The 21,368-nt window shown below is 66.9% G+C and carries 25 protein-coding genes; 11 read left to right on the top strand and 14 right to left on the bottom strand.

The window, feature by feature from the left end; all coding sequences use genetic code 11:
- Positions 1 to 95 precede the first annotated feature (95 nt).
- Genes SPHME3_RS0118180 through SPHME3_RS20845 form a run of 3 tightly spaced genes read left to right on the top strand, consistent with a single transcriptional unit; the run spans position 96 to position 1,928 of the window.
- Positions 96 to 1,169, top strand: coding sequence for a GNAT family N-acetyltransferase (locus SPHME3_RS0118180; RefSeq protein ID WP_017977903.1), 1,074 nt, complete (start codon positions 96 to 98; stop codon positions 1,167 to 1,169).
- Positions 1,170 to 1,206: 37 nt separating this feature from the next.
- Positions 1,207 to 1,752, top strand: coding sequence for a 3'-5' exonuclease (locus SPHME3_RS0118175; protein WP_017977904.1), 546 nt, complete (start codon positions 1,207 to 1,209; stop codon positions 1,750 to 1,752).
- The gene (locus SPHME3_RS20845; RefSeq protein ID WP_017977905.1) at positions 1,752 to 1,928 is read left to right on the top strand and encodes a DUF4169 family protein; all 177 of its coding nucleotides are present in this window, start codon (positions 1,752 to 1,754) and stop codon (positions 1,926 to 1,928) included. The genes SPHME3_RS0118175 and SPHME3_RS20845 overlap by 1 nt, the downstream gene beginning before the upstream one ends.
- 125 nt (positions 1,929 to 2,053) lie before the next feature.
- On the opposite strand, the gene SPHME3_RS0118165 is transcribed toward SPHME3_RS20845, so the two are convergent.
- Genes SPHME3_RS0118165 through cyoA form a run of 5 tightly spaced genes read right to left on the bottom strand, consistent with a single transcriptional unit; the run spans position 2,054 to position 6,932 of the window.
- Positions 2,054 to 2,731 carry an SURF1 family protein gene (locus tag SPHME3_RS0118165; RefSeq protein WP_018251131.1) on the bottom strand — a complete coding sequence of 226 codons (678 nt, stop codon included), beginning with the start codon at positions 2,729 to 2,731 and terminating at the stop codon, positions 2,054 to 2,056.
- 4 nt (positions 2,732 to 2,735) lie between these two features.
- Positions 2,736 to 3,140 carry a cytochrome o ubiquinol oxidase subunit IV gene (cyoD, locus tag SPHME3_RS0118160; protein ID WP_017977907.1) on the bottom strand — a complete coding sequence of 135 codons (405 nt, stop codon included), beginning with the start codon at positions 3,138 to 3,140 and terminating at the stop codon, positions 2,736 to 2,738.
- Complete coding sequence (gene cyoC, locus SPHME3_RS0118155) at positions 3,137 to 3,766, bottom strand: cytochrome o ubiquinol oxidase subunit III (protein WP_017977908.1); 630 nt, start codon at positions 3,764 to 3,766, stop codon at positions 3,137 to 3,139. Before cyoC ends, cyoD begins: the two co-directional genes overlap by 4 nt.
- A gap of 6 nt (positions 3,767 to 3,772) precedes the next feature.
- Positions 3,773 to 5,806 (bottom strand): cytochrome o ubiquinol oxidase subunit I, encoded by a 2,034-nt coding sequence (gene cyoB, locus SPHME3_RS0118150; RefSeq protein ID WP_017977909.1) that lies wholly within the window; start codon positions 5,804 to 5,806, stop codon positions 3,773 to 3,775.
- 7 nt (positions 5,807 to 5,813) lie between these two features.
- Entirely contained in the window at positions 5,814 to 6,932 is a 1,119-nt protein-coding gene (cyoA, locus tag SPHME3_RS0118145; protein ID WP_017977910.1) for a ubiquinol oxidase subunit II, read from the bottom strand.
- 201 nt (positions 6,933 to 7,133) lie between these two features.
- Between cyoA and SPHME3_RS0118140 the strand changes: the two genes are divergently transcribed.
- Complete coding sequence (locus SPHME3_RS0118140; RefSeq protein ID WP_020486401.1) at positions 7,134 to 8,462, top strand: MFS transporter; 1,329 nt, start codon at positions 7,134 to 7,136, stop codon at positions 8,460 to 8,462.
- Between the two features lie 199 nt (positions 8,463 to 8,661).
- Here the strand turns inward: SPHME3_RS0118140 and SPHME3_RS0118135 are convergent, their stop codons facing one another.
- The gene (locus SPHME3_RS0118135; protein ID WP_017977912.1) at positions 8,662 to 9,123 is read right to left on the bottom strand and encodes a GreA/GreB family elongation factor; all 462 of its coding nucleotides are present in this window, start codon (positions 9,121 to 9,123) and stop codon (positions 8,662 to 8,664) included.
- Positions 9,124 to 9,219: 96 nt separating this feature from the next.
- Between SPHME3_RS0118135 and SPHME3_RS21445 the strand changes: the two genes are divergently transcribed.
- Positions 9,220 to 9,387, top strand: coding sequence for a hypothetical protein (locus SPHME3_RS21445; RefSeq protein ID WP_017977913.1), 168 nt, complete (start codon positions 9,220 to 9,222; stop codon positions 9,385 to 9,387).
- 16 nt (positions 9,388 to 9,403) lie between these two features.
- Here SPHME3_RS21445 and SPHME3_RS0118125 read toward each other — a convergent pair whose 3' ends face one another.
- Complete coding sequence (locus SPHME3_RS0118125; protein WP_024310466.1) at positions 9,404 to 10,693, bottom strand: MFS transporter; 1,290 nt, start codon at positions 10,691 to 10,693, stop codon at positions 9,404 to 9,406.
- A 297-nt stretch (positions 10,694 to 10,990) separates the two neighbouring features.
- Here SPHME3_RS0118125 and pgsA point away from each other — a divergent pair, with 297 nt between their 5' ends.
- Genes pgsA through SPHME3_RS0118110 form a run of 3 tightly spaced genes read left to right on the top strand, consistent with a single transcriptional unit; the run spans position 10,991 to position 12,263 of the window.
- Positions 10,991 to 11,557 (top strand): CDP-diacylglycerol--glycerol-3-phosphate 3-phosphatidyltransferase, encoded by a 567-nt coding sequence (pgsA, locus tag SPHME3_RS0118120; RefSeq protein WP_017977915.1) that lies wholly within the window; start codon positions 10,991 to 10,993, stop codon positions 11,555 to 11,557.
- Between the two features lie 5 nt (positions 11,558 to 11,562).
- Positions 11,563 to 11,820, top strand: coding sequence for a molybdopterin converting factor subunit 1 (moaD, locus tag SPHME3_RS0118115; RefSeq protein ID WP_020486402.1), 258 nt, complete (start codon positions 11,563 to 11,565; stop codon positions 11,818 to 11,820).
- Positions 11,817 to 12,263, top strand: coding sequence for a molybdenum cofactor biosynthesis protein MoaE (locus SPHME3_RS0118110; protein WP_017977917.1), 447 nt, complete (start codon positions 11,817 to 11,819; stop codon positions 12,261 to 12,263). Before moaD ends, SPHME3_RS0118110 begins: the two co-directional genes overlap by 4 nt.
- A 125-nt stretch (positions 12,264 to 12,388) precedes the next feature.
- Here the strand turns inward: SPHME3_RS0118110 and SPHME3_RS0118105 are convergent, their stop codons facing one another.
- The 5 genes from SPHME3_RS0118105 to SPHME3_RS0118085 form a co-directional block, all read right to left on the bottom strand.
- On the bottom strand, positions 12,389 to 13,003 hold the full coding sequence (locus tag SPHME3_RS0118105; RefSeq protein ID WP_020486403.1) for a fasciclin domain-containing protein: 615 nt from the start codon (positions 13,001 to 13,003) through the stop codon (positions 12,389 to 12,391).
- Between the two features lie 24 nt (positions 13,004 to 13,027).
- Positions 13,028 to 13,930, bottom strand: a complete 903-nt coding sequence (locus SPHME3_RS0118100; RefSeq protein ID WP_017977919.1) for a hydrogen peroxide-inducible genes activator — start codon at positions 13,928 to 13,930, stop codon at positions 13,028 to 13,030.
- A gap of 222 nt (positions 13,931 to 14,152) precedes the next feature.
- On the bottom strand, positions 14,153 to 15,739 hold the full coding sequence (ahpF, locus tag SPHME3_RS0118095; RefSeq protein ID WP_017977920.1) for an alkyl hydroperoxide reductase subunit F: 1,587 nt from the start codon (positions 15,737 to 15,739) through the stop codon (positions 14,153 to 14,155).
- A 192-nt stretch (positions 15,740 to 15,931) separates the two neighbouring features.
- Positions 15,932 to 16,495 (bottom strand): alkyl hydroperoxide reductase subunit C, encoded by a 564-nt coding sequence (gene ahpC, locus SPHME3_RS0118090; RefSeq protein WP_018251130.1) that lies wholly within the window; start codon positions 16,493 to 16,495, stop codon positions 15,932 to 15,934.
- 138 nt (positions 16,496 to 16,633) lie between these two features.
- Positions 16,634 to 17,407 carry a sulfite exporter TauE/SafE family protein gene (locus SPHME3_RS0118085; RefSeq protein WP_017977922.1) on the bottom strand — a complete coding sequence of 258 codons (774 nt, stop codon included), beginning with the start codon at positions 17,405 to 17,407 and terminating at the stop codon, positions 16,634 to 16,636.
- A gap of 204 nt (positions 17,408 to 17,611) precedes the next feature.
- On the opposite strand from SPHME3_RS0118085, the gene epsC reads away from it, so the two are divergent.
- Together epsC and SPHME3_RS0118075 are read left to right on the top strand one after the other, a co-directional pair.
- A complete protein-coding gene (gene epsC / locus SPHME3_RS0118080) occupies positions 17,612 to 18,316 on the top strand; it encodes a serine O-acetyltransferase EpsC (protein ID WP_017977923.1) in 705 nt (234 codons plus the stop codon).
- Between the two features lie 13 nt (positions 18,317 to 18,329).
- Positions 18,330 to 18,668 carry a DUF2794 domain-containing protein gene (locus SPHME3_RS0118075; RefSeq protein WP_017977924.1) on the top strand — a complete coding sequence of 113 codons (339 nt, stop codon included), beginning with the start codon at positions 18,330 to 18,332 and terminating at the stop codon, positions 18,666 to 18,668.
- Positions 18,669 to 18,828: 160 nt separating this feature from the next.
- Here the strand turns inward: SPHME3_RS0118075 and SPHME3_RS0118070 are convergent, their stop codons facing one another.
- Together SPHME3_RS0118070 and SPHME3_RS0118065 are read right to left on the bottom strand one after the other, a co-directional pair.
- Positions 18,829 to 19,854 (bottom strand): hypothetical protein, encoded by a 1,026-nt coding sequence (locus SPHME3_RS0118070; protein WP_017977925.1) that lies wholly within the window; start codon positions 19,852 to 19,854, stop codon positions 18,829 to 18,831.
- 213 nt (positions 19,855 to 20,067) lie between these two features.
- Positions 20,068 to 20,418 (bottom strand): DUF6481 family protein, encoded by a 351-nt coding sequence (locus tag SPHME3_RS0118065; RefSeq protein WP_017977926.1) that lies wholly within the window; start codon positions 20,416 to 20,418, stop codon positions 20,068 to 20,070.
- Between the two features lie 172 nt (positions 20,419 to 20,590).
- Between SPHME3_RS0118065 and SPHME3_RS0118060 the strand changes: the two genes are divergently transcribed.
- Positions 20,591 to 21,253, top strand: coding sequence for a spermidine synthase (locus SPHME3_RS0118060; protein ID WP_020486404.1), 663 nt, complete (start codon positions 20,591 to 20,593; stop codon positions 21,251 to 21,253).
- The last annotated feature ends 115 nt before the right edge of the window (positions 21,254 to 21,368 follow it).

Below are 21,368 nucleotides of genomic sequence, written 5' to 3'. Positions count from 1 at the left end.
CCGGGCGGGCAGTTTGTCGATCGGAGGGGCGCGCTCGGCGGATTTTCGTTGCCCGCCGCCGATCGAGCGATAGACCCGCGGACGTGCGGTCGCCGATGCGCCTCTCGACGTTCGAACGTCTGCCTCCCGCTGCGCGCGCGCGGATCGACGATGGCCTGTCCGTGGCGATCGACGCGGTGGCGACGCGGGCGCCGTCGACGCACGGCTTCCTGCGCTATGGGTGGTATGCCGCCGCGCTGGACGCCTATGGCGGCAGGGCCCGGACATTAGTGGTCGAGGAGGAGGGGCGGCCCGCGCTGGCGCTGCCATTCGTCGGTATCGGGCCGGGGTTCGCGCGCGCGGCGGCGGTGCCGGGCAGCTATTGGCCGTTTCGCAGCTTTCCGCTCGCCGCCGACGCGGGGGAGGCGGTACTGCGGGTGGCGCTGGCGACGCTGGCGTGCGCCGTCACACTGCTGCGGATCGGGCCGGTCTATGACGACGATGCTGCGGTGATGCCGCTGATCGCCGCGGCGCGGGCGCAGGGGTGGGCGGTGCTCGACCGGTTCGTCGCGGACAGCTGGCTGCTCGACATGGCGGCGCGGCAGCAGGAGGGGGCGTGGCCGCGCGGGTCGACGCTGCGCAAGAACCGCTTCCACGAAAAGCATCTCGCGAGCCATGGCGTGCCCGACTGGCGCTTCCTGTCGGGGGCGGACTGGCCGGCGGCATTCGACGATCTGGCGGCGGTGGAGCAGGCGAGCTGGATCGCATCGCGCACCGACGGCCGCGATGCCAAGTTCACACGGCCTGGCCATGGCGCCTTCTGGCGCGCGGCGGCGCAGGACCCGGTGCTGGCGCAGAGGATGCGCGCGGCCTTGCTGACCATCGACGGCACGCCTGCGGCCTTTTCGTTCGATCTGGACGCGGGAGCGCTGACCTACGCGATCGCGAACAGCTACGACCCCGCCTATGCCAAGCATTCGCCGGGCAAGCTGCTCTATTACCGCAATCTCGTGCAGGCACAGACGCGGGGGATCACGCGGGTCGACTGGGGGGCGGGCGACAGCGGGTACAAGCAGGTGATCGGCGCCGATCGGGGGCCGGCGATCCGCGACTGGGTTCTCGTGCGTCCGGGCATGCCTGCGCTGGTTGGACGGCTCGCTGCGGGCGCATGGCGGCGATCGGGGCAGTAGACGGAACCCGGCCCCAGCGCGTAGGCGTTGAGGCATCATGTTCGTCTTCCTCGATTTCGAAGCCTCGTCGCTCGCCAAGAAAAGCTATCCGATCGAGGTCGCCTGGGTGTTCGAGGACGGCACCGAGGAAAGCCACCTGATCCGCCCGCCGCTGCAATGGTCGGACTGGGACGACGAGGCGGAGGCGATCCATCACATCACGCGCGCCGAGATCGAGGCGAACGGCACGCCGCATGACGTGGTCGCGCAACGGATGATCGCCGTGCTCAGCGGCCATGCCCTGTTCGCGAGCGCGCCGTCGTGGGACGGCAAATGGCTGAGCGCGCTGCTGCGCGCGGCGAAACAGCCGCGTCATGCGCTGCGGTTGCGCGACAGCGAGGAGGCGCAGCGCGAGACGGCGACCGCGATCCTGCGCGGGGTGGTGCCGGATGTCGAACTGGGGCGGGCGGTGGCCGATGCCGTGGTGCTGGGCGAGGTGCGCGATCATGATGTGCCGGCGCACCGGGCGCTGGCCGACGCGCGCGACGAATGGCGTCGTTGGGGGCTGGTGAAGCGCGCCGCAGAAGAGCGGGCGGGGGCCTGATGGGCGAGGTGGTCAACTTCCGCCGCGCCCGCAAGGCACGGGACCGGGCTGCGGCGGGCAGGGTCGCCGATGCGAACCGCGCGAAGTTCGGGCGGACCAAGGCGGAGCGTGAGGCCGCAGACGCCGAGGCGGCGCGGATCGAGCGGACGCTGGATGGGGCGAAACTGGAGGATTGAGGAATAGGGCATCGCGCCCATCCTCACCCTTCCGGCGCTTCGCGCCTCCCTCCCTCTCCTATCGGGAGAGGGAAGAGCCGCCGAAGGCGCCGGAAGGGTGAGGGCAGGTGCTGCGCTCTAACGGCTCACACCCGCCGCCGCACCCGCCACGCCATCGCCGCGACCAGCGCGGCCAGTCCGAACCAGGTCAGCGCATACACCAGGTGGCTGTTGCGGAACCGCACCACGGTCAGCCCGCCACGCGGCCACCCGCTCCTGGGGTCGCTCGCATCGATGAAGTAAGGGGCGACCCGGCCCAATTCCCGCCGCGCCGCGATCGCGGCGATGTCGCGCGAATACCAGCGGTCTGCCGCCGGATCGTTGGTGCGCAGGAACGCGCCACCCGGTTCGCTCAGCCGCAACAGGCCACGAATGGATTGCATGGCGGGGGAGGGGGCGATGCCGGTCCGCCGGTCGGCGGGGACGAAGCCGCGGTTGACCAATAGGGTGAAGTCGCGGTCGGTATCGAAGGGCGTCATCACCCAAAAGCCGCCGCCGAGCTCCGTCACCGCCTGCACCAGCGTGTCGGCGCCGGTGCGATAGTGCCCACGCACGACGACGGGGCGGTAGACGTCGTCCTTGCCGATGGCGGGCCAGCGATCGGGTCCGGGGGCGGGCACCGGCGGCTGCGCCAGCATGGCCTCGGTATGCGCGATCAGCGCCAGTTTCCACGTCCGGCGTTCGAGCTGCCAGACGCCCAGTCCGATCAGCGCGGCGATCACGATCAGCAGCAGGCCGGTCGTGATCGCGCGCGCACGATTCATGGGGCTACATCGCCCCCATGTCGCCGCCGCTCATGCCCGGCATCATGTTGGCGTTCATGTGATACATGACCCACATCGAACCGGCGAGGCAGATCGCCACGATGATAACCGTGAAGATCAGCGCCATCAGCGTCCACCCATTCTCCGACTTGGAGTTCATGTGGAGGAAGTAGATCATGTGGACGACGATCTGCACCAGCGCGAACGCCATGCAGATGCCCGCCGTGATCCGCGGGTCGGCGATGACGCCGCTCATCACCAGTCCGAACGGAATGGCGGTGAGAATGACCGACAGGACGAAGCCGATCACATAATCGCGGCGGGTGCCGTGCGCCTCGCCCGAGGAATGGCCGTGGTCATGGCCATGGCCGTGATCGTGCGCATGATCGTGTGCGTTGTGCGCGCTCATCGCAGCACTCCCAGCAGGTAGACGAAGGTGAAGACGCCGATCCAGATCACGTCGAGGAAGTGCCAGAATAGCGACAGGCACTGCAGGCGACGCTGGTTGGCGGGGATCAGGCCCTTGCGACCGACCTGTACCATCAGCGTCACCAGCCAGATGATGCCGAAGGTGACGTGCAGGCCGTGCGTGCCGACGAGCGTGAAGAACGACGACAGGAACGCGCTGCGCTGCGGGCCGGCGCCCTCGGCGATCAGGTTCGAAAATTCGTAGAGTTCGATGCCCAGGAAGGCGAGGCCGAACAGGCCGGTGATCGCCAGCCACCCTTGCGTGCCCTTCACGTTGCCGTCGTTCATCGACAGCATCGCAAAGCCATAAGTGATCGACGACAGCAGCAGCATCGAGGTGTTGAGCGCCACCAGCGGCAGCTCGAAAATCTCGTGCGGCTGCGGGCCACCGGCATAGCTGCTGCCGAACACGCCATAGGCTGCGAACAGCATGGCGAAGATCAGGCAGTCGCTCATCAGGTACAGCCAGAAGCCCAGCATGGTGCTGCCGCCGGCGTCGTGATGATGTTCGTCGGTCTCGTAGAAGACCGGGGCCTGGGTGCCCGGGGGGATGGTCGCTTCGCTCATGGCTCCTCAGGCCCCCATTGCCGGGGTTTGGGCAGGCTGGGCCGCGCGGGCGGCGAGTTGCTGCGTGCGCAGGTCCTCGCACGCCGTCACTTCCTCGGCGGGGATGTAATAATCGCGGTCGTAGTTGAAGGTGTGGCCTATGCTGACCGCGACGATCCCGACGAAGGACAGGATGGCGAGCCACCACATGTACCAGATCATCGCGAGGCCGAAGACCACCGCCAGGCCCGCCAGGATCACGCCTGTGCCGGTGTTGCGCGGCATGTGGATGTCGCGGAAGCCGGTTGTCGGGCGCACGGCGTTGTTCGCCTTCATGTCGTACCAGGCGTCGACGTCGCGGACGACGGGCGTGAACGCGAAGTTATAGGCCGGCGGCGGCGACGAGGTCGCCCACTCCAGGCTGCGGCCCTGCCACGGGTCGCCAGTCTCGTCGCGCAGGCTGTCGCGATTCTTGATGCTGACGAAGATCTGCATCAGGAAGGCGCCGATCCCCACCGCGATCAGCAGCGCGCCGATCGCCGCGACGATGAACCAGATCTGCAACGACGGATCCTCGAAGTGGCGCAGGCGGCGCGTCACGCCCATCAGACCGAGCACGTAGAGCGGCATGAACGCGACGTAGAAGCCGACGACCCAGAACCAGAAGCTGATCGTGCCCCAGAACTTGTCGAGCTTGAAGCCGAACGCCTTCGGGAACCAGAAGTTGATGCCGGCGAACATGCCGAACAGCACGCCGCCGATGATCACGTTGTGGAAGTGCGCGATCAGGAACAGCGAATTGTGCAGCACGAAGTCGGCCGGCGGCACCGCGAGCAGCACGCCTGTCATGCCGCCGATCACGAAGGTGATCATGAACGCGACCGTCCACATCATCGGCAGTTCGAAGCGGATGCGCCCCTTGTACATGGTGAACAGCCAGTTGAAGATCTTCGCGCCCGTCGGGATCGAGATGATCATCGTGGTGATGCCGAAGAACGAATTGACGCTCGCCCCCGACCCCATGGTGAAGAAGTGGTGCAGCCAGACGAGGTACGCCAGGATGGTGATGACCAGCAGCGCGTAGACCATCGACGTATAGCCGAAGAGGCGCTTGCCGCAGAATGCGCTGGTGACTTCGCTGAACACGCCGAACGCCGGCAGGATCAGGATGTACACTTCCGGGTGACCCCAGATCCAGATCATGTTCACGTACATCATGGGGTTGCCGCCCATGGTGTTGGTGAAGAAATGCGTGCCGAGATAGCGATCGAGGCTGAGCAGCGCGAGCACCGCGGTCAGGATCGGGAAGGCGGCGACGATCAGCGTGTTGGTGGCGAGCGCCGACCAGGTGAAGATCGGCATCTTCATCAGCGACATGCCCGGCGCGCGCATCTTGACGATGGTCGCGAGCAGGTTGACGCCGGATAGCAGGGTGCCGACGCCGGCGACCTGCAACCCCCAGATGTAATAATCCACGCCGACGTCGGGCGAATAATCGAGGCCCGACAAGGGTGCCATCGCCAGCCAGCCGGTGCGGGCGAACTCACCCACGAACAGGCTGACCATGACGATCGCCGCACCCGCCGCGGTCATCCAGAAGCTGAAGTTGTTGAGGAACGGGAACGACACGTCGCGCGCGCCGATCTGCAGCGGCACGACATAGTTCATCAGACCGGTGACGAAGGGCATCGCCACGAAGAAGATCATGATGACGCCGTGCGCGGTGAACACCTGGTCGTAATGGTGCGCGGGCAGGAAGCCTTCGTTGGCGCCGAACGCCATCGCCTGCTGGGCGCGCATCATCAGTGCGTCGGCAAAGCCGCGCAGCAGCATGATGATGCCGAGCACCATGTACATCACGCCGATCTTCTTGTGATCGACGCTGGTGAACCATTCCTTCCAGAGGTAGCCCCACACCTTGAAGTAGGTGAGGGCGCCCAGCACCGCCGCACCGCCGATCGCGACCATGATGAAGGTCGCGACCAGGATCGGCTCGTGGATCGGGAAGCTGTCGAGCGTCAGGCGCCCGAAGATGGTCTTGAGAAAGCTATCGGACATCATGTCGGTCCTACGAACGGGCCACGGCGGTAACGCCGGGAAGGGGCAGCGGATCGATCGCGGTCATGCTGCGGTTGGCTTCGCTGCCCGGCTGGCTGCTGCCGGGGGCTTGCTGGCGGGGGGCGTTACGGTGCGGGCTGCTGCCCTTTTCCTCCGGCTCCTTCTGCAGCGCCCCCTTCGAGTCGCTGCCGCGCATGTGGCCGGTGTCGTTGACGGGAGGGGCATGGCCCATGTCCATCCCACCGTCCTTCATCATCGTCGCCTGCATGCAGGTTTCGCCGGGTTTGGTGCACATGCCCAGGATGCGGTCGAACAGGCCGGGCGCGAAGCCGGCGTAGCGGATCGCGGGGACCTTTTCGCTCGGGCGTTCCAGCTTCAGGTAGGTCGCATTGTCGAGCTTGCCCTGCGCGCTGCGCGTCTCCGACACCCACTTGGCGAAGCCGGCATCGTCGAAGCCGTCGACGGTGAAGCGCATGTCGGAGAAGCCGGCGCCGCTATAGTTCGCCGAAATGCCTTCGAACCGGCCGGGCTTGTTCAGCACGGCGTGCAACTGCGTCTCCATGCCGGGCATCGTATAGATCATGCCGGCCATGGTGGGGACGTAGAAGGTGTTCATCACCGACGACGAGGTCATCCGGAACACGACCTGGCGGTTCACCGGCAGAACCAGCTCGTTGACGGTCGCAATGCCCTGTTCGGGGTAGATGAACAGCCACTTCCAGTCGAGCGAGACGACCTGGATTTCCAACGGCTTCGCGTTCTTCGCCACCGGCTGGCCGGGCGCGATGCGCGCGAGCGGGCGATAGGGGTCGAGGCTGTGCGTGCTGATCCAGGTCAGCGCGCCCAGCGCAATGACGATCAGCAGCGGCGCCGACCAGATGATCAGCTCGAGCCCGGTCGAATGGTCCCAGTTCGGGCGATATTCGGCGTCTTCGTTCGTGTGGCGGTATTTCCACGCGAACAGGACGGTCAGCGCGATCACGGGCACGATGATCAGCAGCATCAGGCCGGTCGACCACAGGATCAGATGGGCCTGTTGCCGCGCGACATCGCCGGCCGGGTTCATCACCACCAGATCGCACCCACCCAAAAGGGCCGGCGCGAGGAGCGCGAGGGCGGCGGTGCGCATGCGCGCCGCGCGGAAAGACGGAAGGGTTCGCATCGTCATTCGCGCTAATCCCGTTCGCTGCACCGCAAAATAGGACATTTTGTCCTATCCCGTCCCCGCCGTTCGCGCGCTAGAAGGTCGTGCGCGCGCTGCGTCCGAAAGGACACGACGTGCGTTGACGACCGGTGGCCGAAAGGCCGTGAGACGACAGGACTGCGATACATGTCAGTGGCTTCCGCCCATTCCGCACCGCTTGAACGCGATGCCCGTGCCGTCAACACGCGGGGCGACCATGAGGTCCGTCCGGGCGAGATCGCGATCGGCGTTATCATCGGCCGCACGTCCGAATTCTTCGACTTCTTCTGTTATGCCATCGCTTCGGTCATCGTCTTTCCGGCGCTGGTGTTCCCCTATGTCGACCGGTTGACCGGCACGCTCTGGTCGTTCGCGCTCTTCCCGCTGGCGTTCATAGCACGACCGATCGGCACGCAGATCTTCATGTGGGTCGATCGCACCTACGGTCGCGGCACGAAGCTGACGATCGCCTTGTTCCTGCTCGGCACGTCCACCGTGTCGCTGGCTTTCCTGCCCGGTTATGAAGAAGTCGGCATCTGGTCGGCGATCCTGCTGTCGCTGTTCCGCATCGGCCAGGGCCTCGCGCTGGGCGGCGCGTGGGACGGCCTTGCCTCGCTGCTCGCGCTCAATGCGCCGGCCGAAAAGCGCGGCTGGTACGCGATGGTGCCGCAGCTCGGTGCGCCGCTCGGCCTGATCGTCGCCAGTGCGCTGTTCGCCTTCTTCCTGTCCAACATGGATATGGGCGATTTCCTGTCATGGGGCTGGCGCTATCCGTTCTTCGTCGCCTTCGCGCTGAACGTCGTCGCGCTGTTCGCGCGGCTGCGCATCGTCGTGACGCCGGAATATACCCAGCTGTTCAAGACGCGCGAGCTGACCCCCAGCCGCGTGACCGCGACGGTGAAGGCGCAGTGGCGCAACATCATCATCGGTGCCTTCGCACCGCTCGCCAGCTTCGCGCTGTTCCACATGGTGACGGTCTTCCCGCTGTCCTGGGTCGCGCTGTTCACCAAGGAAGACATCGCGCGCTTCCTGGGGATCGAGATCGTCGGCGCCTTCTTCGGTCTGGGCGCGGTCGTCATCTCGGGCCTGCTTGCCGATCGGATCGGGCGGCGTTCGGTGCTGGGCTATACCGCGGCGGCGATCGCGGTGTTCAGCGGTTTCGCGCCGCAGCTGCTCGGTGCGGGCAGCTCGGGTGAGCTCGCGTTCATGATCGGCGGCTTCATCCTGCTCGGCCTCGCGTTCGGCCAGTCGTCGGGCGCAGTGACCAACAACTTCCCCAAGGGCGCGCGCTATACGGGTGCGGCGCTGACGTCGGACCTGGCGTGGCTGTTCGGTGCGGGCTTCGCGCCGCTCGCCGCGCTGGTGCTGGCCAGCGAGTTCGGGCTGATCGCCGCGGGTGGCTATCTGCTGTCAGGGGCGATCGGCACGCTGGTGGCGCTGGGCCTCAACAAGGAACTGGCACGCCGTCTCGACTGATCGACGTTGCCTTACAGGGTATGCGAGCGCGCGTCGGCTTCTGGCCGGCGCGCGTTTTGCGTTTTGGGGCAGGCGGTTGAAGCGGCCGTCGTCACAGCGAGGGCTTAACTTCCCGGTGGCGGCGCTTGGCAAAGGCCGGCGGGGCCCCAGCTTGCGCTGGGGCGACGATGTTTTTGCGAAAGCGTGAAATGCGGCGCCGTCAGTCGATTGCGCGGACCGACAGCACCTCGATCGCGTCGTCGCGGCCGCCGAAGGGCAGGACGTCGCCGGGCTCGGCTCCCATGAGTGCGCGCGCGAGCGGTGACTGGAACGACAGCCGGTCGGCTTGCGGTTCCGATTCGTCATCGCCAACGATGCCGATCTCGCGCGTGCGACCGCCCATCCGGATCGTTACGATCGTGCCAAAGCCGGCGCTTCCGTCCGCGGGCGCTGGCGTCTCGATCGCGGTCGTGCGCCGCGTCTGCCAATAGCGCAAATCACGCCGGATCGCCTCCGCCTGTTCGGTATCGGCGTCGGCCAGTCTGGCGTCCAGGTCGGTTATCTGACGCTCGATCAATGCCTTGCCTGCTGCCGTCACCCAATTGGGGCCGGCTGGCAGGGGACGTTCGAACTTGGGTTCCAGATGCTCTTCGTCGCTCTCGCGGCGGAAGGCGACGCTCATCTCATCCTCTCCATCACTGTCCCACCATCGGACAGGCGGGGCTTAACCACCTTTGCCGCTGGTCCAAATCGTAAACGCGGCGTTAACGCCTTTGCTATGACCAGACGCCTCGTCCTCACCAACGAATCCGCCCGGCATCCTTTCCGTCGCGCGTTACCGCCGCCGAAGGTGGTCGATCCCCGCAAGAGCGACGACAGCGACTGGAAGCTGTTCCTGCTCAGCTTCGCCGCCTTCTTCACCTGCTTCTATACGTTCCTGTTCTGAACGCCGCGCGCCTGCCTCAGTCGCAGGCGAGATGCAGCCTCTGCGCGATCCATGCGGAGACGAGGCACATGGCGGCGACAAGGAACAGCATGTCGACCGCCTGAACGCCCGCGACGTTGATCCCGATCGCGGCGATCGAACCCAGCGTCATCGCGCCCGAGTTGACGACGTTGTTCGCCGCCACGGTGCGCGCGGTCTGGTCCTTCTCCACGGTCGTCGTCAGGAAGGCGTAGAGCGGCACGACGAACATTCCGCCCGTGGTCGCGATCGCGAGCAGGGTCAGCATGATCGGGATGGCGCGCGGTTGGGCGACGAATTGCGCCCAGTCGTAGAAATGGCCCGGCTCCGCAGGCGTCCAGCCGCGGCACAGGAACGAGAACAGGACGACGAACGCGCCCATCGCGATCACCGATACCGGCGAATAGCGCGCGCTGATCCGCCCCTTCAGCATCGTGTTGATGACCACGGAGCCGATCGCGACGCCAACCGAGAAGATCGCGATCGCACCGCTCGCCACGCGCTCGTCGGCGGTCAGCACGTTCTTCACCAGTGGCGGGAAGATGATGATGAGCACCGACCCGATCGTCCAGAAGAAGCTGATCGCGCAGATCGCCAGGAACAGCCGCGGGATGTGCATCGTCGTGCGGATCAGGCGGAACGAGGCGGTGAAGGGGTTGTAGTTGAGCTTCAGTCGCGGCCCTTCGCGCGGCGCGGGCGGCACCGCGCGGGCGGTAATCCAGCCGATGCCGGCAATGACGAGGACGAGGATCGCCGCGCCCTCGATCGGCACCCAGCCCGCCATGATCGTGCCCATCAGGATGGCGAGATACGTGCCCGCTTCGACGAGGCCGGTGCCGCCGAGGACGTCGTGCGCCTTCAGATGTTGCGGCAGGATGGCGTATTTGATCGGGCCGAAGAAGGTCGAATGGACGCCCAGGAACAGCACCGCGCCCAGCATCAGCCCGATGCCGACGTGCGGATAGCCCGCGCGGGCCACCATCAGGCCGCCCGCGCCGAGCAGCATGATGCCGATTTCCGCGGTCTTCACGATGCGGATGATGCGCGCCTTGTCGTGGCTGTCGGCGAGCTGACCCGCCAGCGCGGACAGCAGGAAGAAGGGCAGGATCGCGATGCCGGTGGCGACCGCGTTGAAGATCGTTTCCACCTTCGGATCGTTGAAGATCGCATAGGTCGCGAACAGCACCATCGACGTCTTGAACAGATTGTCGTTGAAGGCGCCCAGGAACTGCGTCGTGAAGAGGGGCAGGAAGCGGCGCTGCTTCAGCAACCCCAAAGCATTGATCATGCGGAACACGGCCTTCGATCGTGGCAGGATTGCGGCGGGCATAGCCCAGTGGCGGCGCGACGCCAACCGGGGTTGGGTGGGCGGGTGAGTGCCTTGTGTGGTCCGTCACCCCGGACTTGGTCCGGGGTCCACCGGGCCGCAAGGGCGAGACTGGAGCCTCTTGCCGTCTGCCTGGCCGCAGAGTGGACCCCGGACCAAGTCCGGGGTGACGGGCTGTGGAGGATGCGGACGCATTATCCTCATGAACCATTGCGTGGGCTTACCTCCGCCGCCGCAGCGGGTTAGGAGAGACCCACGATGCTGACCTTGCCCAATCTTCTGACGCTGTCGCGGATCGTCGCGGTGCCGTTGCTCGTCGCCTTTCTGTGGTGGCCGCGGTGGGAGGCGGGGTTCGCCATCGCCTTCACGCTCTACTGCCTGATGGGGATCACAGACTATTTCGACGGCTACCTTGCGCGCGCGCAAGGCGCGGTGTCGAAGCTGGGCGTCTTCCTCGATCCGATCGCGGACAAGATCATGGTCGCCGCGGTCATCCTGATGCTGGTGGGCACGCGGCACGACGACAGCGCGCTGATCACCGGCGTGCATCTGATTGCGGCGCTGATCATCCTGCTGCGCGAGATCGCCGTATCCGGGCTACGGGAGTTTCTAGCCGGGCTGCAGGTGTCGCTGCCGGTGTCGAAGCTCGCCAAGTGGAAGACGACGCTGCAACTCGTCGCCTTCGGCGCGCTGATCCTGGCGGGGGCTTTGCCGGCGCAGGTGTGGATCAAGGTCGCCGGTCTCGGCTGTTTGTGGGGCGCGGCGGCGCTGACGCTGGTGACGGGTTGGGATTACCTGCGCGTCGGCCTGAAGCACATGGACTGAGCGCGATGCGGATTGAGATGCTGTATTTCGCCTGGGTCCGGGAGGGCATGGGCCGGGCGAGCGAGACGGTGGACGCACCGGACACGCTGGCGAGCGTCGCCGATCTGGTCGATTGGCTGGCGGCGCGCGACGATGCGTCCGCCGCGGCGCTGACCGATCGCGCGCGGTTGCGGGCGGCGGTGGATCAGGCGTTCGTGACGGTCGACGCGCCGATCGCCGGCGCGCGCGAGGTGGCGCTGTTCCCTCCGGTGACGGGCGGATGATCCGTGTCCACGTCTCGCCCACGCCGATCGATCTGGCGGCGGAGATGGCCGGAGTCGAACGCGCGGATGGTGCCGGGGCGGTCGCGACCTTCACCGGCCTCGTGCGGAGCGACGATGGCGTGGGGACGCTGGAGCTAGAACATTATCCCGGCGCGACCGAGGCTGCGCTGACGCGGCTGGCGGAGGAGGCGACGGCGCGCTGGGCGCTGGGGGCGGCGACGATCGTCCACCGCGTCGGGCCGATGGCGCCGGGCGAGCGGATCGTGTTCGTGGCGGCGGCCGCGGCGCACCGGGGGGCTGCGCTGGAGGCGTGCGCCTATCTGATCGACCGGCTGAAGACCGATGCGCCGTTCTGGAAGCGCGAGACCCGCGGTGGCGAGGCGCGCTGGGTGGAGGCTCGCGAGAGTGACGCCGACGCGGCGGCGCGGTGGAGCGAGCGTTAGAGCCGCTCCGTCATTCCCGCGGGGGCGGGGATCCATCAGCTCCGACGTTTCGTCTTGAGTCGTGACGGTAGCGCGTCTGGATTCCCGCCTTCGTGGGAATGACGGAGTGGGTGGGCGCCGGAGATTTACGGCAGCCGCGGCACCAGCACGCCGTTGACGACGTGGATCACGCCGTTCGCCTGCGCGACATCCGCCGCCTCGACATAGCTGCGATTGCCGCTGGCGCTGGTCAGCGTGATGACGTCGCCGGTCATCGTCGCGGTCAGCGGCTGGCCGCCGAGCGTCGTCAGCGTCGCGCGGCCGCCGCCTGCTGCAATGCGCGCCTCCAGCTGCTCGGTGGTCATGGTGCCGGGGACGATATGGTAGCGCAGGAGTGCGACCAGCGTCGGCCGGTTCTCCGGCGCGAGCAGATCGCCTGCGATGCCCGGCGCCAGGCGGGTGAAGGCCATGTCGGTCGGCGCGAACAGCGTATAGGGGCCGTTGCCCGCCAGAAGCGGATCGAGTTCGGCGACCCGCAGCTCCCGCGCGAGCGTGGTGAGGCCGGGCGTCGTCGCGACCGACTGGGCGATCGTCGCTTCCGACTCCATCCGGCTGGGATCGACCGCCACCGGTGCCGGCGCGGAGACGACGGGCGGTGGCGCGACCACCGGCGCGGTGGCGGGCGGCACGCAGCCGGCAAGGCTGGCGAGCAGGACGGACGGGCCGAGCCGGCGGATCGATCGGGCGTAGGGTCGGGTCACGCGCACTCCTGTGTTTTTCGGCCCTCACCGGGCTTCGGCCAGCGCCTCGGCAAGCAGCTGGAAATCCTTTTCGCGTGGCGACGCGCGGCGCCAGACCAATGCGATACGCCGCACCGCATTGTCGGCGTCCAGCGGTTTGGCGACGATATTGGTGTGATCGAGGATGCCCGCCTTCAGCGCCATCTCGGGCAGCATCGTCATGCCCAGACCGTTATCGACCATCTGGACGATCGTGTGCAGCGAGGTGCCGAGCATCGTCGCTTCCGCGCGCAATTCCGGGCGATTGCACGCCGAGAGCGCATGGTCCTTCAGGCAATGCCCGTCCTCGAGCAGCAGCAGCCGCGTCTCGTCGATCAGCGCGGCAGGCACGGCGGGCGGGTCCGACGGCATGTCCTGCGGCTGATAGGCGACGAACAACCGATCGTCGAACAAAGGCTGGCTGGCGACGTCGCCGCAGGCAAAGGGCAGGGCAAGCAGCACGCAATCGGTGCGGCCGTTATGCAAGCCTTCGCACGCCGCGCCCGAAGGCTCTTCGCGCAGGAACAGCTTGAGGTCGGGATAGTCGCGACGCAGGCGGGGCAGGATGTGGGGCAGCATGAAGGGCGCGATCGTCGGGATCACGCTCATCCGCATCTCGCCCGACAGCGGCCGGCCGGCGGCGCGGGCGATGTCCCCCAATTCCTCCGCCTCGCGCAGCACGCGGCGCGCCTTGTCCGCGATCCGGTCGCCCAGCGGTGTAAAGCGGACGACGCGGCGGGTGCGTTCGACGAGGGTGACGCCGATCAGCGTTTCGAGCTCGCGCAGACCCGCCGACAGCGTGGACTGGGTGACGAAGCACGCTTCGGCCGCGCGGCCGAAATGGCCATGGTCCTTCAGCGCGACGAGATATTGCAGCTGTTTGAGCGTGGGGAGGTAGGTCGCCGCCATGGGCTGGCGAGATAGGGGGTGGGGCAGGGGGATGCCAGTCCTAAGTCTGGCGGGATGATTGGCGCGGCGGCTGCCCAACACCAACCGTCACCCCGGACTCGTTCCGGGGTCCACCGGGCGGCAAGGGGATGGCAAGAGGCTCCAGCCCTCCCCCGCGGCTCCGTGGACCCCGGAACGAGTCCGGGGTGACGGGTAGTGCTAGGCGATCGTTTCGCTCCGGGATTACTCCGCCGCTTCTTCCCAGTCGCGGGTTTCTTCCGCTGGAATGCGGATCAGGTGGTCGAATGCCGACAGCGCCGCCTTCGACCCTTCGCCCATTGCGATCACGATCTGCTTGTACGGCACGGTCGTCACGTCGCCCGCCGCGAAAATGCCGGACTGCGAAGTGTGGCCGCGGTGGTCGATCTCGATCTCGCCGCGCGGCGACAGCGCGATGGTTCCCGCCAGCCACTCGGTGTTGGGGACGAGGCCGATCTGAACGAAGATACCGGCGAGATCGACCCGATGTACCGCCTCGCTATTCCGGTCGCGGTAGGACAGAGCGACGACCTTGTCGCCATCGCCATGGACTTCGGTCGTCAGCGCAGAGGTGAGGACGGTGACGTTGGCGAGGCTGCGCAGCTTGCGCTGCAACACCGCGTCGGCGCGCAATTCGCTGTCATATTCGATCAGCGTGACGTGGGCGACGATGCCGGCGAGGTCGATCGCCGCTTCGACGCCCGAATTGCCGCCGCCGATCACCGCCACGCGCTTGCCCTTGAAGAGCGGGCCGTCGCAATGCGGGCAATAAGCGACACCCTTGTTGCGGTATTCCGCCTCGCCCGGCACGTTCATCGTACGCCAGCGCGCGCCGGTCGACAGGATGACGGTGCGCGCCTTGAGCGACGCGCCGTTTTCCAGCACGACTTCGTGCAGGCCATCGGCGCCCGCCGGCACCAGCTTTTCCGCGCGCTGCAGGTTCATGATGTCGACGTCATAGTCGCGCACGTGGCGTTCCAGCTCCGCGGCGAGCTTCGGACCTTCGGTGTGCGGCACCGAGATGAAATTCTCGATCCCCATCGTGTCGAGCACCTGCCCGCCGAAGCGTTCCGCCGCGATGCCGGTGCGGATGCCCTTGCGCGCGGTATAGATCGCCGCGGCGGCACCAGCGGGGCCGCCACCGACGACGAGGACATCGAACGGGTCCTTCGCCCCGATCTTTTCGGCCGCGCGCGCGGAGGCGCCGGTGTCGAGCTTCGCGACGATCTGTTCCAGCTCCATCCGGCCCTGGCCGAAGGGTTCGCCGTTCAGGAATACGGTCGGCACCGCCATCACCTTGCGGTTGGCGACCTCGTCCTGAAACAGCGCGCCGTCGATCGCGGTGTGCGTCACGCGCGGGTTGAGGACCGCCATCAGGTTCAGCGCCTGCACGACGTCGGGGCAATTGGCGCAGGACAGCGAGAAATAGGTTTCGAAATGATAGTCGCCGTCGAGCGCCACGACCTGCTCGATCAGGTCCTGCGCCGCCTTCGACGGGTGGCCACCGACCTGGAGCAGCGCGAGCACCAGCGAGGTGAATTCGTGGCCCATCGGCAGGCCGGCGAAGCGGACGCCGATGTCCGTGCCGGCGCGTCGGATCAGGAAGCTGGGGGTGCGGTCGTCATCGCCGGTGGTGACGCTGACCTTGTCCGACAGGCCGGCGATCTCGTCGAGCAGCTCGCGCATCTGGTGCGACTTGGCGTCCTGCCCCAGGCTCGCGACCAGCTCCACGGGGAAGCGGACGTGGACCAGATAGGCTTTGAGCTGCTGCGTCAGATTGGCGTCGAGCATGGCATTTTCCGTGGATTGTGATGGAGGATGGCGGGACGCCTCACGTCCTTAATTCCGCCATGACCTTCGTCGTCACCCCGGCCGGAGAGCCGGGGTCCCGCTGCTTCGACGATGGCGAGACGAAGCGGGACCCCGGATCAAGTCCGGGGTGACGGAGGTTGGGGGACGTAGGTGTCGCCCCCCTCAGACGAGTTAGATCTTGCCGACGAGGTCCAGGCTGGGGGCGAGCGTTTCTTCACCCTCTTCCCACTTCGCCGGGCAGACTTCGCCCGGATGCGCGGCGATGTACTGCGCGGCCTTGATCTTGCGCAGCAGTTCGGCGGCGTTGCGGCCGACGCCTTCCGACGTGACTTCGATCAGCTGGATCACGCCCTCGGGATCGATCACGAACGTGCCGCGATCGGCGAGGCCCTGGCCTTCGCGCAGGATTTCGAAGTTGTTGCTGATCGCGTGATTCTGGTCGCCCAGCATGTAATAGTTGATCTTGCCGATCGCGGGCGAGCTGTCATGCCACGCCTTGTGGCTGAAGTGGGTGTCGGTCGACACGCTGTACACCTCGACGCCCATCTTCTGGAGCGTGGGATATACGTCGGCGAGGTCTTCCAGCTCGGTCGGGCAGACGAACGTGAAGTCGGCCGGATAGAAGAAGAACACCGCCCAATTGCCGAGCACGTCGGTGTCGCTGACCGACACGAACTTGCCTTCCTTGTAGGCTTGCGTGGTGAAGGGCTTCAGCTTGCTGCCGATGAGGGCCATGGGTCGTCTCCGTTGAATGGTGTGGAGCCGATATAGGCGATCATGCTGCAATGCAAAATTGATCTGTTTGCGCCGCATGATCGATGTGATCGATTAGTACGAGAGCGCTGGCATTTTTCTACTGCAAGCGCGAGTGTATCACTTTGCAAGTGCGGAATAAATTGACCATGCGCTGGTGAGGGTCAGCAACCCGCCGACCAGCGCCATCAGGTGGCGGGTGGGGACGCGCTTGGCAAGAATGCCGCCGAACGGCGCCGCGACGATACCCCCGATGAGGATGCCGAGCGTGTGCAAGGTGAAGGCGGACCAGCCGAGCACGGAGAAAAAGGTGGCCGAGGCGGTGGCGGTGAGGAAAAACTCCGCCGTGTTGACCGTGCCGATCGTGTGGCGCGGCGTCGCGCCCTGAATCAGCAGGTTGGAGGTGACGACAGGTCCCCAGCCGCCGCCGCCCGCGGCATCGAGGAAGCCGCCGACCAAACCGAGCGGCGCGACGACGCGAGGTTTGCGCGGCTTGATCTCGCCCCCGACCGCGCGGAACAGCAGGTACAGGCCGATGCACGCGAGATAGGCCATGACGAACGGCTTGGCGACCGAGGCGTCGATCGTGCTGAGCAACGTCGCGCCGGCCACCGCGCCGATCATGCCGGGGATGACGAGCCGGCGGAACAGCTTCCAGTCGACGTTGCGGTGTACGACGTGGCTGACGCCCGACGCGGCGGTGGTGAAGGTTTCGACCGCATGGACGCTGGCGGAGGCGACCGCGGGCGGCACGCCCATCACCGTCACCAACAGGGTCGAGTTGATGACGCCGAACGCCATGCCGAGCGCGCCGTCGATGACCTGCGCCGCAAAGCCGATCGCGATGAACGGCAGCACCTGGGACCAGTCGATCGCAGTCAGAAAATCAGGCATCGCAGGCGGTAACTCCCGGCGCCCGGCAAAGACGCATTGGTCGCATCGTGCCCGCTATGGCCAATTCCCACAACAAAGCTGGGCTTTGCCGCCCCCAAGCCGCGGGGTCTCTGCCGACGGCTCTGCGGCGGAACCATGGAAATTACGCCGCCGAAGCGTTACATGCAGCGAATGACGAGCCGGAAGGGCAAGGGGAAGTAACGGATGTTCGGACGGCTGGCCGCCTATCTCGATTCAATCCGGGCGCGTGATCCGGCGCCGCATTCGCGCGCCGAGATCCTGCTGTATCCGGGCGTTTGGGCGCTGGGCCTGCACCGCGTCGCGCACGCGTTGTACCGGCGGCGGCTGTTCTTCCTGGCGCGGGCGGTCAATCACTTCGCGCGGGCATGGACCGCGATCGACATCCATCCGGGCGCGACGATCGGTCGCAACTTCTTCATCGACCATGGTTTCGTCGTGATCGGCGAGACGGCGGAGATCGGCGACGACGTCACCATCTATCAGTGCGTGACGCTGGGCGGGACCAGCCCCGACAATGGCGTCGCAGGGAAGCGCCACCCGACGCTGGCCGATGGCGTCATCATCGGATCGGGCGCGCAGGTGCTGGGACCCATCTTGGTCGGTCCGCGCGCGCGCGTCGGCGCTAATGCGGTGGTGACGCGCGACGTGCCGGCCGGCGCGGTGATGGTGGGCATCCCGGCGCGGCCGACGATGGTGGAGGGCGGTGCGGCCGAAGCGCCGTCGCGCTTCGTGCCCTATGGCACGCCGTGCAGAGAGATGTTCGACCCGGCGACGCAGAAGATCGAGATGATGCGCTGCGAGCTGGAATCGATGCGCAAGCGGCTGGACGCGCTGCTTGCCGAACGGGCGGACGACGTCGCGCCGCAGGCGGAGCGTGACAGAGCGTGATGGGCGGGGCCTGATGGGGATCGTCACGCCGTTTCCGCTGGGACGCGAGCCGGGACAGGTCGGGTTCGAACGCGTGGAGCTGAACCGCATTCTCGACCTGTACGGCCGCATGGTCGCGGCGGGGCATTGGAAAGACTATGCGATGGAACTGGGCAAGGATGCCGCGGTCTTCGCCGCCTTTCGCCGGACCGCCGAACGTCCCGAATTCCGTATCGAGAAACGCCCCGCGCTGCGTGCGCGGCAGGGCATGTGGGCGCTGATCGGCGAGCAGGGCATGGTCCTGAAGCGCGGCCAGGAGCTTGGTCCGGTACTGGCGCCGATCGAGCGGCGGTTGATGAAGCTGGTCGACTGACCGAGGGGCGAGGGCTCGCCTATCGATCGTCATCGCAGCGATGGTTCGGATATCCTTGTTATAGTGGGCAGCAGGAGCCGCGATACACCCCAGCCGTCGCTGGGGTGACCGCCGCTCGGATCAGAGGATGACGGGGAAGGCGGCGCCTCCCCCGGCTCCCTCAAGCGTATTGCACCGGTGGCAGTCGGCGGCGGAGCGATTGCGACAGCGCGGTCACCACGGCACGGCGCATCGGCTGCCAGAAGGCCGACAGGCATAGCAGCGCCGATCCGATGACGAAGGCGGTGAGCGCCGCGCCCAGTTCGATGGCGCCGGCGCTGCGGAACAGCGCGTAGAGCGCGGCCAGCACATAGGCGAGGCCCGACACCAAGAGCGCACGCCGGTCGACCGCCAGCGCGATGGCGGCGAAGCAGACGTAGAGCGCCAGCACCACCACGGCCATCCCTGCGCCGATATCGCCCCGGAACACGCCCAGCATCTGGAAGATCGAATGTGCGATCATCGGTGCAGCGGCGAGGTGTAGCCAGAAGGCGACGTCCGACCGACGCGTCTTGCGTTCGGTATCGCTCATGTCCCAACGCATCGCCGCGGCGAAGACGCCAAGGCCGCCGACCAGCAGCAGTGGCCACACCGCATCCTTCACGTCGGGGATGGCGGCGAGGATCAGGCCGATCGCGGTTGCGACCAATGCGGCCGCCCCGGCGGCGACGGTGATCGGCACCATGAAGCGGCGCCAGTGCAGCCACGCTGCGCCGGCGGTGGCCAGGCCAATGCCCGCGATCGCCAGCGCCCCCACGCGATCACTCAGGTTTGGCACGATAGCCTGCACGCCCTCGAACAGACCGCCAGCGACACCGCCGACGAAGGCGATCAACAGCAGGATGCTGGGCAGCGCCATCCGACGTTTGGCGGTGAAATATTCCGCGAGCACCCATGCCGTGCCCGCGACGAACACGCCACCGAGCGGACGGGCAAGCGAGGTGCCGATCTGCCCCACCGCGACGAGCAGCAGCACGATCGCGATCGAAACGAAGATGTCGTTGAAGCCGGTGAGCAGACGGAAATGCTCTTCGTCCACCGCCGGTGCTGCGTGCGCCGCGGCGATGTGCGCGCGCAGCGCCGCCGCGGCGTCGGCGGAGATCGCCCCCGCCGCCACCGCGCCATCGATGTCGCTTTCGCTATACATGGCGATCCTTCCCCAAGTTGCCGATCGGGGGAGGCTATCAGTAGTGTATTATTTGTTCAACACACTAATATCTTGGGTGTTTGGGCGCTTAGCGGACGAGGGGTCCCTAGCTCCGTCACCGCGACCTACGGGACGCAATGACGGTGGGGTTTCGGTGGGTGTGACGGGCGACTCGCCTGAGCGGTGATGTGCCGCGCCGTCACTCACGCGGGATCAGCGCTTGCCGACGCGGGCCTTGCGGGCGGCGTAGCGGGCGTCGCGGGCAGCCTTCATCTCCGCTTCCGTCGGGATGCGGGGCTTGGCCTTGGCGGCCGCTTCTTCGGCAGCGATGCGCGCGGCTTCGGCCGCGGCCTTCTTCTCGGCGATCGCCTGTTCGCGGGCGGCCTTCTTTTCGGCGCTCGCCTTGGCGCGCGCAGCTTCCTTGGCTTCAGCGGCGGCGATACGCTCGGCGAGGACCGCTTCGTCGACCTGCGGACGGTTGCGCAGCTTCTCGAGTGCGGCCTCCTTGGCCTTGGCGGACAGCGCGGCGCGCTCCTGGAACGTCTGGGGTTTGTAGGCGGCCATGTGGTGAACGGTATTCCTTATTGTCGGACTGACGGGTCGACGATGCGACCTCGGCGGCGTGCCGTTACAGCAAAACGTCGCATTCTCCAAAACGCTGCGTGTGGAACCGGCTCGCGGTGCGGCGGGCGAGCGTGTAGGGCGGCGCCTTTCGCCGCAACGAAGGACGCGATCGATGACTCCGCGCGAGCTATTGGGAACCGCCGAGGTGCCGGGCGGCGAGCCGCTGCGCCTGTTCCGCCGCGGTGGCGATTTCATGATCGTGCTGGAACGCAACGAGCTGATGAACAGCCGGATGAGCGGGTCGGAAGAGGCGCTCGCCGTCATGACGATCGAACGGCTGGCGTCTCACACCCCGCATCTGCTCATCGGCGGATACGGCATGGGATTTACATTGCGCGCGGCCTTGGCGGCATTGGGGCGGGATGCACGTGTGACCGTGGCCGAGCTGGTGCCGGAGATTATCGCCTGGGCGCGTGGGCCGATGGCGGACCTGACCGCGGGCGGGCTGGACGATCCCCGCGTGACGGTGCGGATGGGTGACGTCGCCGACGCGATCGGGGCGGCGACGTATGATGCGATCCTGCTCGACGTCGACAACGGGCCTGACGGGCTAGTGCGCGCCGAGAACAACCGGCTCTATTCGAACCGCGGGCTGGCGGCGGCGCGGGTCGCGCTGGCGCCGGGGGGCATATTGGCGGTGTGGTCTGCGGGGAAGGACGCGGCGTTCACCAAACGGCTGCGCGACGCCGGGTTCGAGGTGGACGAAGGGAGCGTCCGCGCGCGCAGCAACGGCAAGGGCGCGATGCATACGATCTGGTTCGCGCGGAAGCGGTAGGGCTGCCCCAAGGCCCGTCATCCCCGCGAAGGCGGGGATCCAGACACGCCACCGGTTCGGGCCGACTCGCGACGTCAGCGATTCTGGATTCCCGCCTGCGCGGGAATGACGGTGA

The sequence above is a fragment of the Sphingomonas melonis DAPP-PG 224 genome, assembly GCF_000379045.1.
Classification (GTDB): Bacteria; Pseudomonadota; Alphaproteobacteria; order Sphingomonadales; family Sphingomonadaceae; genus Sphingomonas; species Sphingomonas aquatilis.
This window is presented reverse-complemented; position numbering and strand designations above follow the sequence as displayed.

Bases quoted from the DNA above. Each gene is read 5' to 3' on its own strand.
- SPHME3_RS0118180 (WP_017977903.1), top strand. From the start codon at position 96: ATGCGCCTCTCGACGTTCGAACGTCTGCCTCCCGCTGCGCGCGCGCGG.
- SPHME3_RS0118175 (WP_017977904.1), top strand. From the start codon at position 1,207: ATGTTCGTCTTCCTCGATTTCGAAGCCTCGTCGCTCGCCAAGAAAAGC.
- SPHME3_RS20845 (WP_017977905.1), top strand. From the start codon at position 1,752: ATGGGCGAGGTGGTCAACTTCCGCCGCGCCCGCAAGGCACGGGACCGG.
- SPHME3_RS0118165 (WP_018251131.1), bottom strand. From the start codon at position 2,731: ATGAATCGTGCGCGCGCGATCACGACCGGCCTGCTGCTGATCGTGATC.
- cyoD (WP_017977907.1), bottom strand. From the start codon at position 3,140: ATGAGCGCGCACAACGCACACGATCATGCGCACGATCACGGCCATGGC.
- cyoC (WP_017977908.1), bottom strand. From the start codon at position 3,766: ATGAGCGAAGCGACCATCCCCCCGGGCACCCAGGCCCCGGTCTTCTAC.
- cyoB (WP_017977909.1), bottom strand. From the start codon at position 5,806: ATGATGTCCGATAGCTTTCTCAAGACCATCTTCGGGCGCCTGACGCTC.
- cyoA (WP_017977910.1), bottom strand. From the start codon at position 6,932: ATGCGCACCGCCGCCCTCGCGCTCCTCGCGCCGGCCCTTTTGGGTGGG.
- SPHME3_RS0118140 (WP_020486401.1), top strand. From the start codon at position 7,134: ATGTCAGTGGCTTCCGCCCATTCCGCACCGCTTGAACGCGATGCCCGT.
- SPHME3_RS0118135 (WP_017977912.1), bottom strand. From the start codon at position 9,123: ATGAGCGTCGCCTTCCGCCGCGAGAGCGACGAAGAGCATCTGGAACCC.
- SPHME3_RS21445 (WP_017977913.1), top strand. From the start codon at position 9,220: ATGACCAGACGCCTCGTCCTCACCAACGAATCCGCCCGGCATCCTTTC.
- SPHME3_RS0118125 (WP_024310466.1), bottom strand. From the start codon at position 10,693: ATGATCAATGCTTTGGGGTTGCTGAAGCAGCGCCGCTTCCTGCCCCTC.
- pgsA (WP_017977915.1), top strand. From the start codon at position 10,991: ATGCTGACCTTGCCCAATCTTCTGACGCTGTCGCGGATCGTCGCGGTG.
- moaD (WP_020486402.1), top strand. From the start codon at position 11,563: ATGCGGATTGAGATGCTGTATTTCGCCTGGGTCCGGGAGGGCATGGGC.
- SPHME3_RS0118110 (WP_017977917.1), top strand. From the start codon at position 11,817: ATGATCCGTGTCCACGTCTCGCCCACGCCGATCGATCTGGCGGCGGAG.
- SPHME3_RS0118100 (WP_017977919.1), bottom strand. From the start codon at position 13,930: ATGGCGGCGACCTACCTCCCCACGCTCAAACAGCTGCAATATCTCGTC.
- ahpF (WP_017977920.1), bottom strand. From the start codon at position 15,739: ATGCTCGACGCCAATCTGACGCAGCAGCTCAAAGCCTATCTGGTCCAC.
- ahpC (WP_018251130.1), bottom strand. From the start codon at position 16,495: ATGGCCCTCATCGGCAGCAAGCTGAAGCCCTTCACCACGCAAGCCTAC.
- SPHME3_RS0118085 (WP_017977922.1), bottom strand. From the start codon at position 17,407: ATGCCTGATTTTCTGACTGCGATCGACTGGTCCCAGGTGCTGCCGTTC.
- epsC (WP_017977923.1), top strand. From the start codon at position 17,612: ATGTTCGGACGGCTGGCCGCCTATCTCGATTCAATCCGGGCGCGTGAT.
- SPHME3_RS0118075 (WP_017977924.1), top strand. From the start codon at position 18,330: ATGGGGATCGTCACGCCGTTTCCGCTGGGACGCGAGCCGGGACAGGTC.
- SPHME3_RS0118070 (WP_017977925.1), bottom strand. From the start codon at position 19,854: ATGTATAGCGAAAGCGACATCGATGGCGCGGTGGCGGCGGGGGCGATC.
- SPHME3_RS0118065 (WP_017977926.1), bottom strand. From the start codon at position 20,418: ATGGCCGCCTACAAACCCCAGACGTTCCAGGAGCGCGCCGCGCTGTCC.
- SPHME3_RS0118060 (WP_020486404.1), top strand. From the start codon at position 20,591: ATGACTCCGCGCGAGCTATTGGGAACCGCCGAGGTGCCGGGCGGCGAG.